The following is a 13,115-nucleotide window of genomic DNA, read 5'->3' on the forward strand; positions in this document are numbered from 1 at the left end:
AACCCTAGAAGACTGATCGAATATGAAAAAAGGAAAGGTTGTACAAATCATCGGACCGGTCGTAGATGTTGAGTTTGCAGATACAGAAGTTCCTCCTATCTATAATGCCTTAAAAATAAAATATGAAAAGGAAGGAGAGCCTACCACCCTGTTTTTGGAAGTCCAGCAACATCTTGGAGAGGGTTGGGTAAGAGCAATTGCGATGTCAACCACCGATGGCCTAAAAAGGGGTATGGAAGTTGAAGATACTGGAGATTTTATCTCTGTACCCGTGGGACCATCTGTCTTAGGAAGAATTTTCAATGTCCTCGGAGAACCGATTGATGAAAAAGGGGATGTTCGTGCGGAAAAAAGGCTACCCATTCATAGACCGGCTCCAAGTTTACTGGATCAAGATATCAAGGCAACCATCCTGGAGACGGGCATAAAGGTTATCGATCTTATCTGCCCCTTTCTTAGAGGAGGAAAGGTGGGCGCTTTTGGAGGTGCTGGCGTAGGCAAGACCGTGGTTATAATGGAATTGATTAATAACATTGCTAAAGCCCATGGAGGATTCTCGGTTTTTTCTGGAGTCGGAGAACGGACAAGGGAAGGCAATGATCTTTATAACGAAATGGCGGAGGCCAAGGTTATTGATCTAGACGATCTTTCAAAGTCCAAGGTGGCCTTGGTTTACGGCCAGATGAATGAACCCCCAGGGGCGAGGTTGCGAGTGGGTTTATCCGGATTGACCATGGCTGAATATTTTAGGGATGAGATGAAACAAGATGTTCTTCTCTTCATCGATAATATCTTTCGATTTTCCCAAGCAGGATCTGAAGTTTCCGCCCTGTTGGGCAGAACCCCCAGTGCGGTGGGCTACCAACCGACATTAGCTTCCGAAATGGGTGCTCTCCAAGAAAGGATCACATCTACCCGGAACGGGTCCATTACCTCTTTCCAAGCTGTATACGTTCCCGCGGATGATTTAACCGATCCAGCCCCCGCCAATACCTTTGCCCATCTGGATTCTACAATAGTCCTTGAAAGATCGATAGCTGAACAGGGTATTTACCCCGCCGTGGATCCCTTGGCTTCCACCTCGAAAGCCCTGAGTCCGGAGATAGTAGGACAGGAACATTACGAAGTGGCAAGAGGCGTTCAACGAGTTCTTCAAAGATACAAAGATTTGCAGGATATTATCGCCATTTTGGGGATGGATGAGCTTTCTCCCGAAGACAAGCTTACCGTGTACAGGGCGAGAAAAATCCAGCGTTTTTTAAGCCAACCCTTTCACGTGGCGGAAGTCTTTACGGGGATCAAAGGGCAGTATGTGCCTATTAAAGAAACGATTCGAGGTTTTAAAGAAATCCTCGAAGGGAAGCATGACGACGTCCCCGAAGGGAACTTTTACATGAAAGGAACTATCGATCAGATTCGGTCTTAAGCGGCTATGAGTATGACTTTGCAATTGGTCACTCCCGATGGAGTAACTTTTTCTGAAGAGGTTGAACAGGTCACTTTGCCCGGTGTCGATGGAGAAATGGGGGTGTATCCCAACCACGAACCACTGATCACTCAAATCGTTCCCGGTGAATTGTCCTACACAAAAAACGGGGGCAAGAAATATTACCTGGCCATTGGAGAAGGATTCGTAAAGATAACGGCAAAAAACGTCTCTGTCCTTGTCGATATGGCTTTAAAAGAAGAAGAAATAGAAGAGAAAAAAGTAGAGGAAGCTATTGCCCGTGCACAGGCAGCCATTAAACAGAAGCTTCTTGGAGAAGAGGAACTGGCTGCTACTCAAGCCATGCTCCTTAAGTCCATGGCACAATTAAAAGTCAAAAGAAGAAGATCGGGAACAGGAGCTCCTCCGGTAAGTCCACCTTGAGATGCTTTCGAAATAAAACGGGGATTAAATCGGCAAAAGGCTTATTCCCTGTCTTTGCCTTTGCTAGTGCGTTTATATTTTATTCATGAATTTTCCACTCCATGTTGATATTGTCGGTCGTTATTTAGCCATCCAATGGAATGACCAGTCGGAATCTTTAATAGCGCTTGAAAAATTAAGGAAAAATTGTCCTTGTGCCCTTTGTCAAGGAGAAAGCACAATCCTGAGCAGGGCAAAATCTCCCTCCTTGTCATACGGTCCCAAGAGCATGGAGCTCAAAGAAACCCGGATCATCGGCAACTACGGTCTGCAATGTTTTTGGGCTGACGGGCATCAAACGGGCATTTATCCTTTTTCATTACTTTACGAACTGGGAAAAGAAAGCAGTTAAAGCCGAAAAGGCAACGGGCTGATGCAATGAGGACAAAAAAACTTCCTCTCAATCCCTTTAAAGAGGCCTTGGAATCCCTTCCCGATGCCGTTCTTTGCGGAATATCGGGAGGAGTGGATTCTATTGTTCTCCTCCACAGCTTGGTAGAAACGGGGAAACGGCCTATCGTGCTCCATTTTCAACATGGTTGGAGACAGGACGAAGAATCGGATGCGAAGCTCGTTGAAGAAACGGCAAAAGAACTAGGGGTGGAGTTCTTGAAAGGAAAATCTCCAAGGGCTCTCCCTAAAAACGAAGCCATGGCAAGAATGCAACGTTACAGGTTTTTCCAATCGGCTGCAGAAAATAAGAACTGCTTTAATCTTGTTTTGGCCCATCATGCCGATGACCAAGTAGAAACCTTCTTAATGCAACTGATCCGGGGAACAGGAAGCAGGGGTTGGGGAATGGACAGGATAACGACTCTTGGCAAACTCGTCGTTTATAGACCGCTTCTCGATTTCTGGAAATCCGATATTATCCGTTTTGCCCAACAAAGAAATTTCCGCTGGAGAGAAGACGAAACCAACGAAAACACCCATTTGCTGAGAAACAGGATTAGAAAAGAACTTATCCCCTTTTTAGAAAGTCGATTTTCTCGATCGATCAAAAGATCTTTATGGAAGTGTTGCGAGGTGTTAAGGGAAGAAAAGAAATGGCTGGCGACCCTTGTTCAAGAATTTTCTTGCTCTCCTTCATTGCGATTAGCGGATCTAGAAAATACACCCATCGGTAAGCAACGGCTCATTATCAGTCTTTGGCTTAAAAAAAGAGGGGTTGCCGATATCAGCTTCGAGGATATTGAATCGATCCGATCCCTGCTTGAAAAACCGGGGAAAAAAAAATGCAATTTAAGTAAAAAATCTGCAGTAATATTAAGAAATGGAGAAGTTCTTTTAACGGTACAATGAAAGCTCAACCGGGTGTTTTATGGCCGATCAGGATTAATCGATACCTTGCTTCTTGCGGTCTTGGTTCAAGGAGAAGCTGCGAAGATCTTGTTCGCGAAGGACGGATAAAGGTCAACGGCCAAATCGTAAGAACCTTGGGCCAAAAAATATCTGCTGAAGATAAAGTCGAAATAGACGGCTTTTTGCTGTTACGTCCCCAACAAAAGCAATACTTTTTGTTTTACAAGCCTAGGGGTATAGTATGCTCTAGAAAAGACCCTTTTGGAGGAAAAACGATCTACGATCTGCTGCCCTCTTCTCTTCACCATCTCTTTTCTGTCGGAAGGCTTGATAAAGACAGCGAAGGACTGCTCCTTTTGACCAATGATGGGCTTTTAGCCAACGCCGTTCTTCACCCCAGGTATCATTTTGCAAAAACCTATATCGTAACCCTTTGCCCATCCTTCGAGGAAAAGCATCAAAAAGATCTCCTCAAAGGAATGTACATCGAAGGGAAAAGAGCAAAAGCCGATAAGGTGATCATCGAAAATAAGAACACGTTAAAAATCGTTTTAAGCCAAGGAATGAAAAGGCAAATCCGAACGATGTTATCCCTTCTCGGCTACAAAGTGAACAGGCTGAGGCGGGTAGCTTTAGGTCCTCTTACCCTTAAAAGAATGAAGCCTGGAGAGCTGAGATCCTTAACGGAAAGAGAAATAAAATCTTTATACGGGGCTTTCGAACTTTTGACCCAGAAAGGGCCTGGTCAAAAAAACAATCCAATATGAACGCCAATAAAGCTCTTTGGGGAGGACGTTTCCATGAAAAACCTTCCTCCCTTTTCTTGCAATTCAGTCAGTCTGTAAGCTTTGATTGGAGGCTTTACAAGCAAGACATCAAGGGAAGCATCGCCCATGCACGAATGCTTGAAAAGATAGGCATTATCGACCCAAAAGAAAGCGAAGAAATTCAAAGAGGATTAACCGAGATTTTAGAAGAGATAGAAGAAGGACAATTTAAGTGGTCAACGCAGCTCGAAGACATCCATATGAATATCGAAAGTGCGCTCATTAACAAAACAAAAGCGGGCTTAAAACTCCATACGGGCCGGAGCCGAAATGACCAAATTGCTACAACAATGCGTTTATGGGTAAAAGAGGAAGTTCAAAAAATTCTCTCCCTTCTTAGCCGACTCCAGGCCGTATTAGTCCTGTGGGCTGAAGAAAATATAGAGGTCGTTATTCCCGGATACACCCACCTTCAAAAAGCCCAGGTTGTTTCACTAGCGCACCAAATCCTGGCCTACGTAGAAATGCTTGAAAGGGATAAAGAAAAATTCAAAGAATGTTATAACAACACCGATGTTTTAGTATTAGGCAGTGGAGCTTTAGCCGGAAGCAGTATAGAGTTGGACAGGGAGTATGTAGCCAACTTGTTAGGTTTTAGCCGGATATCCCAAAATTCAATGGACGGGGTGAGCGATCGGGATTTTGTGCTCGATTTCCTTTACGGAGCATCGACACTAGGTATTCACCTTTCGAGGTTTGCAGAAGACATGGTTCTGTGGTCTTCCAGCGAATGGGGGTTCTTGGAGCTGCCCGATGCGTTTTCTTCGGGTTCAAGCTTAATGCCTAACAAGAAAAATCCGGATTGTTTTGAACTCTTGCGCGGAAAATCAGCACGTTTAATTTCCAATTTAAACAGGCTATCCATTCTTTTAAAATCACTGCCCTTGACCTACAACCGGGACATGCAAGAAGATAAAGAACCATTGTTTGATTCAGCCGACACCGTGGAAAGCTGTCTTGAAATGCTTATAGCTATGATTCCCAAGCTGAAAATCAAAAAATCTCTTTGCCTGAAGCAATCAGAAGATCCCCTTCTTTTTGCCACGGACATCGCCGATTGGCTTGTTCAAAAACGGATCCCCTTTCGGGAAGCTCACCATAAAGTTGGGGAACTCATAGGATATTGTCAAAAAAACTCCCTTTCCCTGGCCGCCGTTCCCAGCGCTGTTCTGGATGCTATTCACCCCGAGCTTTCCAAGCAATGGAAAGTATTTTTTGATCCCCACAAATCTCTAGAGAGAAAAAAAACCATGGGATCTCCCAACCCGGATCTCGTCAGGAAAAGAATCCTCTTCTGGAAAGAAAGCCTAAAAGTAGCCTCGGCTCCTGAAGAAGCTTAAACTTGAATGGGAGAGGGAGGAGGATTGAGCTCTTCTTTTTTTCTCAACCTGTGCTTGACCAAGCAATAAAAGACAAAACCCAGTTCTGCCAATACATAAAGGATAACATAGCCCAATCCCCCGCTACCAAATCCATAGCTATGCAAGCCTTTGCCTAAAACAAAATTTACTCCATACCAAGCCATCAGTACGCTAATAAAACAGCATATAGAACCCACGGCAAGTCCAAACTCTCCCCACCAATGCGCAATGCGGCCATGAAGAACGGCTAAATAACACAAAAGGGTAATCAATGCCCAAGTTTCCTTAGGATCCCAATCCCAAAACCTTCCCCAGGAATAATTTGCCCAAACCCCTCCCAGGATCGTTCCCGAAGCGAGCAAAAATACCCCAATTTGCAGGGACCGGTAAATATACTTTGCCAAAACTCCTTTTTGAAATCCTTCAAGTCCAGGTCTTCTAACCGAATGCCACAAATAGATATGGCTCAATCCCAGGGCAAGGGCAAAAGCCGCATAGCTCAAGGTTATAGTCAATACATGGATGGTAAGCCAAAAATTGTTGCGGAGAACGGGGACAAGAGGTTGAATGGTGGGATCGAATATCAAAGGCTGAGATTCAACAAGAAGCATGCATACCGCTGCAAAAGGGGTGGCCGCCTTCAAGAAAAAACGAGAATGATAAATCGCCTCAAAAATAAGAGCAAATAAGAGAACCCCAAAGGAAACCCAAACAACCGACTCGTACATGTTACTTACAGGAGGTCGGCCGGCAATAAAGATCCTGCAAATAAATCCATAAACATGAAAAAGAAAGCCAAAAACGGTGAACCCCCATCCGATCCTGTACCCTAATTCTTTTTGCCATCCACTCGTTAAAAGGAAAACCACCGAAGCAATAATATAGCAGAGAAGGGACCATTTCCACGGATGCAAAAGGGTATAAGTATGCTCAAAAAGGAGAGCATCGGCTGAAGGATATATTCTTGGGGCATAATCCCTGACCTGTTTTGAAAAAAGAGAGGCTTCCTGCTGGGCTTGCTTGAGATCGCCTTGAAGGTAAAACCTTTTCATCGAATCAAAAAGGGTGATTAAAGCTTCAGAAAGACCTTGAGGATAATAAAGAGAGGCCTTTTCGACCGTGACCCATTTTTTAGTCGGATCTGAAGCATCGGGAATAACGGTAAAAATCTCTCCCGAATACAACTCTTCAAAGAGCTTCATTCGACTGGAAACAGCCATCGCTTCTTTTTCTTCCGGTTTCAAATCGGAGCCTTCGGCAGCATTCCTGTGCAGATGCCTCAAGGCAAAGTCCCTAAAAAGGCTGTTTTCTTTGAGTTGCTCAAAAGAATAAAGTTTTTTGTGGGGATCCAATCCAATAGCCTTTCTGAGCAAAGGGTTATCTACAAGGATCACCGGTTGCCTTTCCCATCCTTCGGGATGAAACCAAACTGACAAAACAAAATCCGTGCTCCCTATTTTTTCTCCTTCCACGGTCATGATCGCCTCTTTGCCGCTCAGGCTCAATAAAACTTCCCGGGCAAAAACCGTTAAGGGTTTCTTTCTGCCCGCATGTTGAATAGCAATTTGAGAAAATTGGTTCAGTTCTTTTGCTACCAAGGATGAGGGAATAACGCAGAGAATAATGAGAACAATCCTCAATACCATTTTGTACATCATGATAGTAAAAAGATAGTAATTGAGATTGATTAGTAAATAAACAAATTAAATCTATCCATGACAAAAAATGCAAGATTTCTCTTTGTTCTCTTTTTTAAACCACAATTTCTATTTGACATTTAGAAGACCTAAGAAAAATTGAAAAGCAATGACCGGTTGCTTTTAATACACGATTAGCTCGCCGCCAAAAAATGCCAAACCCTCAAAATGACCTTAATTCCATACCCGAAGCCTTGGAAAGCTTCAGGCAAGGCAGGCTTGTCATAGTCGTCGATGACGAAGATAGGGAAAATGAAGGCGATTTTATTGGAGCAGCCGAGCTTTGCAATGCCGAGATGGTCAATTTCATGACGAAGGTCGGCCGGGGACTCATCTGTGTGGCCCTAACTCAAGAACAAGCCGATAGGCTAGATCTTCCCTTGATGGTTCAACCCAAGGATAATACCGCCCTTTACGGCACTCCTTTTACGGTTTCCGTGGATTACATTGAAGGCACAACAACAGGGGTTTCCGCCGAAGATAGGGCGAAAACGATTCGAGCCTTATCCCATCCCCGGTCCCGTTCCACCGATTTTAGGAGACCCGGCCATATTTTTCCCCTGCGTTCATCTCCAGGAGGGGTTTTAATGCGTGCAGGACATACGGAGGCGGCAGTCGATTTGGCCCGGTTAAGCGGGTTAAATCCTGCCGGAGTTCTTGTTGAAATCATGAAAGATGACGGGACAATGGCAAGATTAGAAGATTTGAAAAAGATCGCCAAGACCTATAACCTGCCTCTCATTACGATTAAAGACCTCATTTCTTATCGGACCCAAAACGAATCGCTCGTTGAAAAACTGATTTCGGTAAACCTTCCCACCAAATTCGGCAATTTTCAGCTTTTGGCTTTTAAAAACATTCTGACTAACGAAGAGCACTTGGCCCTTGTCAAGGGAAAATGGGATCCGGATGAAGCGGTGTTGGTGAGGGTACATTCCCAATGTTTAACCGGAGAAATCTTTCATTCCTTGCGGTGCGATTGTCGCCAGCAATTAGAAATGGCAATGGAAGCCATCGAAAAAGAAGGTAAAGGAGCCATCGTTTATCTCAAACAAGAGGGCAGAGGAATCGGCCTTTTAAACAAGCTCAAGGCCTATAGGTTGCAAGATTCTGGGCTGGATACCGTAGAAGCTAATTTAGCCCTGGCTTTTGCGGCGGACAACAGGGATTATGGCATAGGATGCCAGATTTTACGCTCCTTAGGAATCCGCAGGCTGCGGCTGCTTACGAACAACCCTATAAAACGTATTGGACTAGAAGGCTATGGGCTGGAAATCGTCGAAAGAATTCCCTTACACGTCAAGGCTAACGAGTACAACAGAAATTATCTTCGGACAAAGGTTGACAAACTGGGTCATTTAATACCTAAAGAATTAATAGATTCTGCCGAAGAGAAATAAGGCTCGAGGGAAGATGGCGGGGAAAAAAATTTTTCAACAGCCGGCTGGATGTTTTCTTCAATATCGACTTTGCCTCTCGCCATTTCTTTTGCTCTTGAGCTTCCTCGGTATTCTTTTTGATGCAGCCGCTTACGGAAGTTCTTCTCAAGGTAAACTCGAGGAATGGATAGTCGTTAGTGGAGGTCCTGCCTTGCGTTTCTTTGAACATGGCAAAGCCGATTCTCATGATAAGTACTGGGGAAATTTTATCCGGGCCTCGGTAGCACGGATCGAACAACTGCAACTATCCAAGCCTCAAAATGTAGAAATAAGCTGGCTTGTTTTTCGTCCGGGATATCAAAGAAGAAGCAAGGAAGAAAAACTCGATATCCTTTCCCAGATTATCAGTCAAGCCGATGCCCTGGGGGTTCAGCTATACTGGTTTGATACAAAGGAAGAACTGGTTAATTACTTAAATTTCGGCAAAGATCGCAAATACGAGCCTATCGGCAACTTCGACTATTTTGGCCATTCGAACAAAGCCTGCTTTATGTTTGATTACAGCTCGCAATTTGACAATCTATCCCAGGAATTCCTCCACGAAAAAGAATTATCTTTAATTGACAAAAAAATATTTACCAAAAAGGCAACAATTAAAAGTTGGGGATGTCACTCCGGAGAATTTTTTTCCCAGAAATGGAAAAAAAGATTTGGCATACCCATGATCGGCGCCGTGGGTAAAACCGATTATACGAGTGCAAGCCTTCCCTACTTATCTAAAAACGGCAAATGGACGCAATAAGATCAATAGGTTTGCAACCGCTTCTTTTGTTTTTGTTTATAGCTGTCGGCCCCCTCTATGGTCAAGGGACTTCCTCCCCGGAAATTCCACCTTTTCCCATTCCCTCTCCGCCCGACTACCAAGAACAAAGACCCCGCTTTCCAATCCAGGATACGAGTAACGCTCCAGACAAACCTTTTTTACCCCCTGCTCAATACGCCAAGGAGCCTTTAAATCCTCCTCCCGGGATATCCGTAGAAGAATACATTGGACATAGAGCCGTGGATAAAAACGGAAGTGGATGGGGATGGGTAAAAAAACCCAATGAAGATTGGAAAGACGCTCATTGGGTAGCTTTAAAAGAAACTCCAGGGGGGGTCGTCGCTCCCTGGAGAAAGCTCAAAAAAAAGACCGCCGACGATAACTTTGAGTACCGGATGAAAGGATACATAACCGATTATAAAGTTTATGACCCCCACACTAACGAGTTGCTTGAAGTTTTTGTTCCCGAAATGATAGAGCCCATCGGACCGGCAAAACCTCTAGCGATGAAACCCGGGCCCCCTTCCCGCTTTTCTCACATACCGGAAGAATGGAATGTGCGAAGAACCCCTAGGTAGAAGTAGTTCATTGGATTCTGATCTTGGACTATTCCAACTGGTAAATTTGGATGTATCCTCCCCATGTAGACTGGTAAAGAAGTTTTACTCCGGCAAGAGGGTGCGTGAGGGAGGAGGTGAGGGGCAGGAGCCTGCCTAGCAGGGTTTCTTTAGCTTTTTTATCCGCTCTCCAGGCCAAAATACCCTGTGTTGGCAGTTGTTGAAGCAAAAAACCGGCGGCTTCTTTTTCGTTTACCCATTTCATAACCATGGGGATAGATCCATGAATATCCGATCCAGCCAGGGGAAAGATCTTCATCTCGAATCCCAGTTCATAAGGAGCTTTCCCCAAGGCCAAGGCAAGATTGGAAATATCATCGGTAGTTACACAGAGTAATAAAGGGCGATCCGCCGGTAAAGCTTTCCTTAAAATCGCCAATCCTTCCGAGGCGGGAGAACGAAAAGCTTGGGCCAAAACACCCAATCTGCCTGTTTCTAGTGGAGAACCGAATACTTCTTCAAGAAGACCATGGGCTTCCTTGGGAATAACCGCAGGATCGTAACTTTCAATCCACACCTCTTTGCCCGTTAAAAGTTTCAATCGCTGAGAAACATCCCACCAAGCAATAAAAAGAGAGCCGGCTGGAGCTCGAGTTCTGACAACTTGGGCCACATCCTCCCACAGCCTATACAATACGTCATCTATTTCCGAGCCTATAGGCTTAGGAGGGAATATCCTGGCCACCGATTCCAGCTTTTTTTGGTCAAGATAACGAGCAATCCAGAAATCCCCTTTTTTAGCAAACACGTAATGGCGATATTGCTGAACGGGGAAAAATGTCTGGAGGGATAAAAATCGACCTTCTTTAGTTTCAACCGTATAGCGTGGAGGAATATTTTTCTTTGGGGGAAAGAAGTTCTGAAGGAGCAATAAAATTCCACCAATAAACAAGGCCAAGCCAAGGAAAATTTTTGGCGTAAACCGACGAGCCTTATGTTTATTTTCTTCGATATTCAATCCACTACTCTCTGAGAGAGAACGGCTAACCCCTGACTCTCTATTTTTTTCTTTTTCCTATAATCCTCGAAATAAAACCTGAACTGAGCATAACGGCCCCAACACTTGAACTTACGACACCAATGAGCCACTTCATTTTGCTGAAAGTCTTGGGAGAAGAATCATTCTCCTCGGAATAATGAGAGGACCCGCTTCTGAGCCGGGTATTTTCATCCATTATTTCTGTATAGCGTTCAAGCAATACGCCCCATCCTGCCGAATAAGTAAATCCACCGGGATTGGCATGCATGACTCCCTTGTAATGCTGGATCATATCATGCTCCCACATGTTCGCATATACCCTTTCAACATGGCTGGGGTTATTTCCTTTAGCCCAGAAAAGCTGGAAAAAAGCTCCCGGGGCGTCTTTTTCGGGGGGAGGAGGAGCAGGCCTATTCGTTTTTTGTCCCACAAGCAAACCATCCTTGTAAAGGTCTTCGATGACTTTTTTAGCTTCCTGCTGGACTTGCAGGCCTTCAAAAATGGCTTGATCTGCCGTATCGAGCCAATCTCCGGCAAAACGAGGGGAATGGCAGGCTGAGCAGGTGGCTATCCAATCTTCTTTTCTCTTTTGATACCAGGGATGTTTTTCTTTGATCCCCTGGGCAATTTCAGGCGTAGGATTAAATGCCCACCGGACTTTTCTTACCAGATTATGGCTATACTCTCCATGGTACTCGAAATGGCAACTGGCACAGGTTGGAGCCGTATATCCTCCCTTGGCGATCGCATCCTTTAAAGGCACATCAAAATTCCAATTTTTGCCTTGGGTCTGAAACACCGTTCCATGTTTAGAAAGCATGTAATTTTCAAACTCGTTATGATCTACTCCATTATGACAAGTGGCGCAGGAAAGGGGATTGCGGGCTTCGGCAACTGAAAAAGCATGTCTTGTATGGCAGCCGTCACAACGGTTCTGCTGGTAATGGCACATGTCACAACCCTGGGCCACGGCACGCTGGGGCATGGCAGCCCAGGCAGCGAGGTTTACGTTGGCTTCCCAATCCACGGCGTGGGAGGGATGCCCCTGGGGCCATTCATTATTTGGCCATTTTTGCTCCCGTTCGGATTCCGATTCGGCAAATTGCCGTACATGGCAGCTTCCACAGGTCACCCTATCGGGCATATGCAGATCGACATCGTGACGTATTTTTTGCGCTCCAATTGCCCCATGACAATCGATACAGGAGACTTCCTGAAGCAGTTCAGTTTTCTTAAGAATCCCTGCAGAGTGCAGTTGTTGCTCAATTTCGGCAAGCTCTTTCTTTTTATACGCTTTGGGATCTTTCTCGGAAAGTTTCCTTAAAGAGTCTATGCGTCCATGACTACTATTTTCCCAAGCATGGACTACACCGGGAGTCACCGTCTTATGACAGCTAATGCAATCGGCCCGACCGAATTCTCCTTTTATAGCCTGGGGAGGGTGATAAAAAGTTTTTGGATTCCAATATCTTTCCATGGGAATGGGTTCCCAGTATTGAGCATACTTGCCCTTAGCGGGATGGGACTGATCATAGCCTTTTATTAAGGCCTTAAGGTCCATCCCTTCTTTTGCGGAACTTTTAACGGCAAGTTCTTGAGGCCTTGATGCCCAAACGTCATGGGCCGTCATGGGCTTTAGCCTCTTTTTTCTAACATCTTCTGGACTAATGTAAGCTCTATTTGAAGGAAACTTATCTTTATCGCCCCAACGGTTCACCACATAATTAAGAACATCAGCAATCTGCCGATCATCGAAAACTTTTCCCCACCCGGGCATCATACCATTGTATCTTTGATTACCCACCTGGATAGGCCCTTCAACACCGAAAAGAACGACCTCAATAAGATAGTCCTTAGCCTTTTTTGAACTCAAAATTTCGCCAATATGGCCGGCAAGAGGAGGAAAAGAACCGGCCAGGCCTTCACCAGACTGTTGGTGACAACCTGCACAACTCCGACTAAATACTTCCATGCCGGCAGCCCACTGCTGTTCTTCATCCCCTTTTGATAATGGAACAGTTCCCGTTAAAGCCAATCCTGCAGAGCCCTCTTTCAACCATTCCCCTAATAGGGCTTTCTCTTTGTTGTCTGTGTTTTGAGCCTGGTTAGTCTCTCCTCCAAAAAAATAAAACAAGATAAAGCCGGTAAAAATTAAACAATGAAGGCGTTGCGGAGTCATGCTTCCAGCAGAAGGTTGGTAAGACTCTTTATACAAAAATGA

General features: G+C 44.8%; 12 protein-coding genes. 9 read left to right on the forward strand and 3 right to left on the reverse strand.

Annotated features, from left to right (window positions below; all coding sequences use genetic code 11):
* The first annotated feature begins 22 nt into the window (after positions 1-22).
* From atpD to argH, 6 genes are all read left to right on the forward strand, one after another.
* The gene (gene atpD, locus MINF_RS10615) at positions 23-1,426 is read left to right on the forward strand and encodes a F0F1 ATP synthase subunit beta (RefSeq protein WP_012464757.1); all 1,404 of its coding nucleotides are present in this window, start codon (positions 23-25) and stop codon (positions 1,424-1,426) included.
* A 6-nt stretch (positions 1,427-1,432) separates the two neighbouring features.
* Positions 1,433-1,870 carry an ATP synthase F1 subunit epsilon gene (atpC, locus tag MINF_RS10620; protein ID WP_012464758.1) on the forward strand — a complete coding sequence of 146 codons (438 nt, stop codon included), beginning with the start codon at positions 1,433-1,435 and terminating at the stop codon, positions 1,868-1,870.
* Between the two features lie 85 nt (positions 1,871-1,955).
* Positions 1,956-2,261, forward strand: coding sequence for a DUF971 domain-containing protein (locus MINF_RS10625; RefSeq protein ID WP_012464759.1), 306 nt, complete (start codon positions 1,956-1,958; stop codon positions 2,259-2,261).
* Between the two features lie 26 nt (positions 2,262-2,287).
* Positions 2,288-3,211 carry a tRNA lysidine(34) synthetase TilS gene (gene tilS, locus MINF_RS10630; RefSeq protein WP_012464760.1) on the forward strand — a complete coding sequence of 308 codons (924 nt, stop codon included), beginning with the start codon at positions 2,288-2,290 and terminating at the stop codon, positions 3,209-3,211.
* On the forward strand, positions 3,208-3,978 hold the full coding sequence (locus MINF_RS10635; protein WP_012464761.1) for a pseudouridine synthase: 771 nt from the start codon (positions 3,208-3,210) through the stop codon (positions 3,976-3,978). The genes tilS and MINF_RS10635 overlap by 4 nt, the downstream gene beginning before the upstream one ends.
* Entirely contained in the window at positions 3,975-5,378 is a 1,404-nt protein-coding gene (argH, locus tag MINF_RS10640; protein WP_012464762.1) for an argininosuccinate lyase, read from the forward strand. The genes MINF_RS10635 and argH overlap by 4 nt, the downstream gene beginning before the upstream one ends.
* Here the strand turns inward: argH and MINF_RS10645 are convergent.
* Entirely contained in the window at positions 5,375-7,057 is a 1,683-nt protein-coding gene (locus tag MINF_RS10645; protein WP_012464763.1) for a cytochrome c biogenesis protein, read from the reverse strand. The genes argH and MINF_RS10645 overlap by 4 nt on opposite strands.
* A gap of 191 nt (positions 7,058-7,248) precedes the next feature.
* Between MINF_RS10645 and MINF_RS10650 the strand changes: the two genes are divergently transcribed.
* From MINF_RS10650 to MINF_RS10660, 3 genes are all read left to right on the forward strand, one after another.
* Positions 7,249-8,496: a bifunctional 3,4-dihydroxy-2-butanone-4-phosphate synthase/GTP cyclohydrolase II gene (locus MINF_RS10650; protein ID WP_012464764.1), complete on the forward strand. Its 1,248-nt coding sequence runs from the start codon at positions 7,249-7,251 to the stop codon at positions 8,494-8,496.
* A gap of 88 nt (positions 8,497-8,584) precedes the next feature.
* The gene (locus MINF_RS10655) at positions 8,585-9,277 is read left to right on the forward strand and encodes a hypothetical protein (protein WP_187146946.1); all 693 of its coding nucleotides are present in this window, start codon (positions 8,585-8,587) and stop codon (positions 9,275-9,277) included.
* Positions 9,265-9,876: a hypothetical protein gene (locus tag MINF_RS10660; protein ID WP_012464766.1), complete on the forward strand. Its 612-nt coding sequence runs from the start codon at positions 9,265-9,267 to the stop codon at positions 9,874-9,876. The genes MINF_RS10655 and MINF_RS10660 overlap by 13 nt, the downstream gene beginning before the upstream one ends.
* A 28-nt stretch (positions 9,877-9,904) precedes the next feature.
* Here the strand turns inward: MINF_RS10660 and haoB are convergent, their stop codons facing one another.
* A complete protein-coding gene (gene haoB / locus MINF_RS10665; protein WP_012464767.1) occupies positions 9,905-10,873 on the reverse strand; it encodes a hydroxylamine oxidation protein HaoB in 969 nt (322 codons plus the stop codon).
* A gap of 40 nt (positions 10,874-10,913) precedes the next feature.
* Positions 10,914-13,073 carry a multiheme c-type cytochrome gene (locus MINF_RS10670; RefSeq protein ID WP_148205258.1) on the reverse strand — a complete coding sequence of 720 codons (2,160 nt, stop codon included), beginning with the start codon at positions 13,071-13,073 and terminating at the stop codon, positions 10,914-10,916.
* Positions 13,074-13,115 lie beyond the last annotated feature (42 nt).

The sequence above is a fragment of the Methylacidiphilum infernorum V4 genome (genome assembly GCF_000019665.1).
GTDB classification, from domain to species: Bacteria; Verrucomicrobiota; Verrucomicrobiia; order Methylacidiphilales; family Methylacidiphilaceae; genus Methylacidiphilum; species Methylacidiphilum infernorum.

Coding starts and splice junctions, on each gene's coding strand:
- atpC (WP_012464758.1), top strand. CDS start 1,433: ATGAGTATGACTTTGCAATTGGTCACTCCCGATGGAGTAACTTTTTCT.
- argH (WP_012464762.1), top strand. CDS start 3,975: ATGAACGCCAATAAAGCTCTTTGGGGAGGACGTTTCCATGAAAAACCT.
- MINF_RS10670 (WP_148205258.1), bottom strand. CDS start 13,073: ATGACTCCGCAACGCCTTCATTGTTTAATTTTTACCGGCTTTATCTTG.
- MINF_RS10650 (WP_012464764.1), top strand. CDS start 7,249: ATGCCAAACCCTCAAAATGACCTTAATTCCATACCCGAAGCCTTGGAA.
- tilS (WP_012464760.1), top strand. CDS start 2,288: ATGAGGACAAAAAAACTTCCTCTCAATCCCTTTAAAGAGGCCTTGGAA.
- MINF_RS10635 (WP_012464761.1), top strand. CDS start 3,208: ATGAAAGCTCAACCGGGTGTTTTATGGCCGATCAGGATTAATCGATAC.
- MINF_RS10625 (WP_012464759.1), top strand. CDS start 1,956: ATGAATTTTCCACTCCATGTTGATATTGTCGGTCGTTATTTAGCCATC.
- atpD (WP_012464757.1), top strand. CDS start 23: ATGAAAAAAGGAAAGGTTGTACAAATCATCGGACCGGTCGTAGATGTT.
- MINF_RS10645 (WP_012464763.1), bottom strand. CDS start 7,057: ATGATGTACAAAATGGTATTGAGGATTGTTCTCATTATTCTCTGCGTT.
- MINF_RS10660 (WP_012464766.1), top strand. CDS start 9,265: ATGGACGCAATAAGATCAATAGGTTTGCAACCGCTTCTTTTGTTTTTG.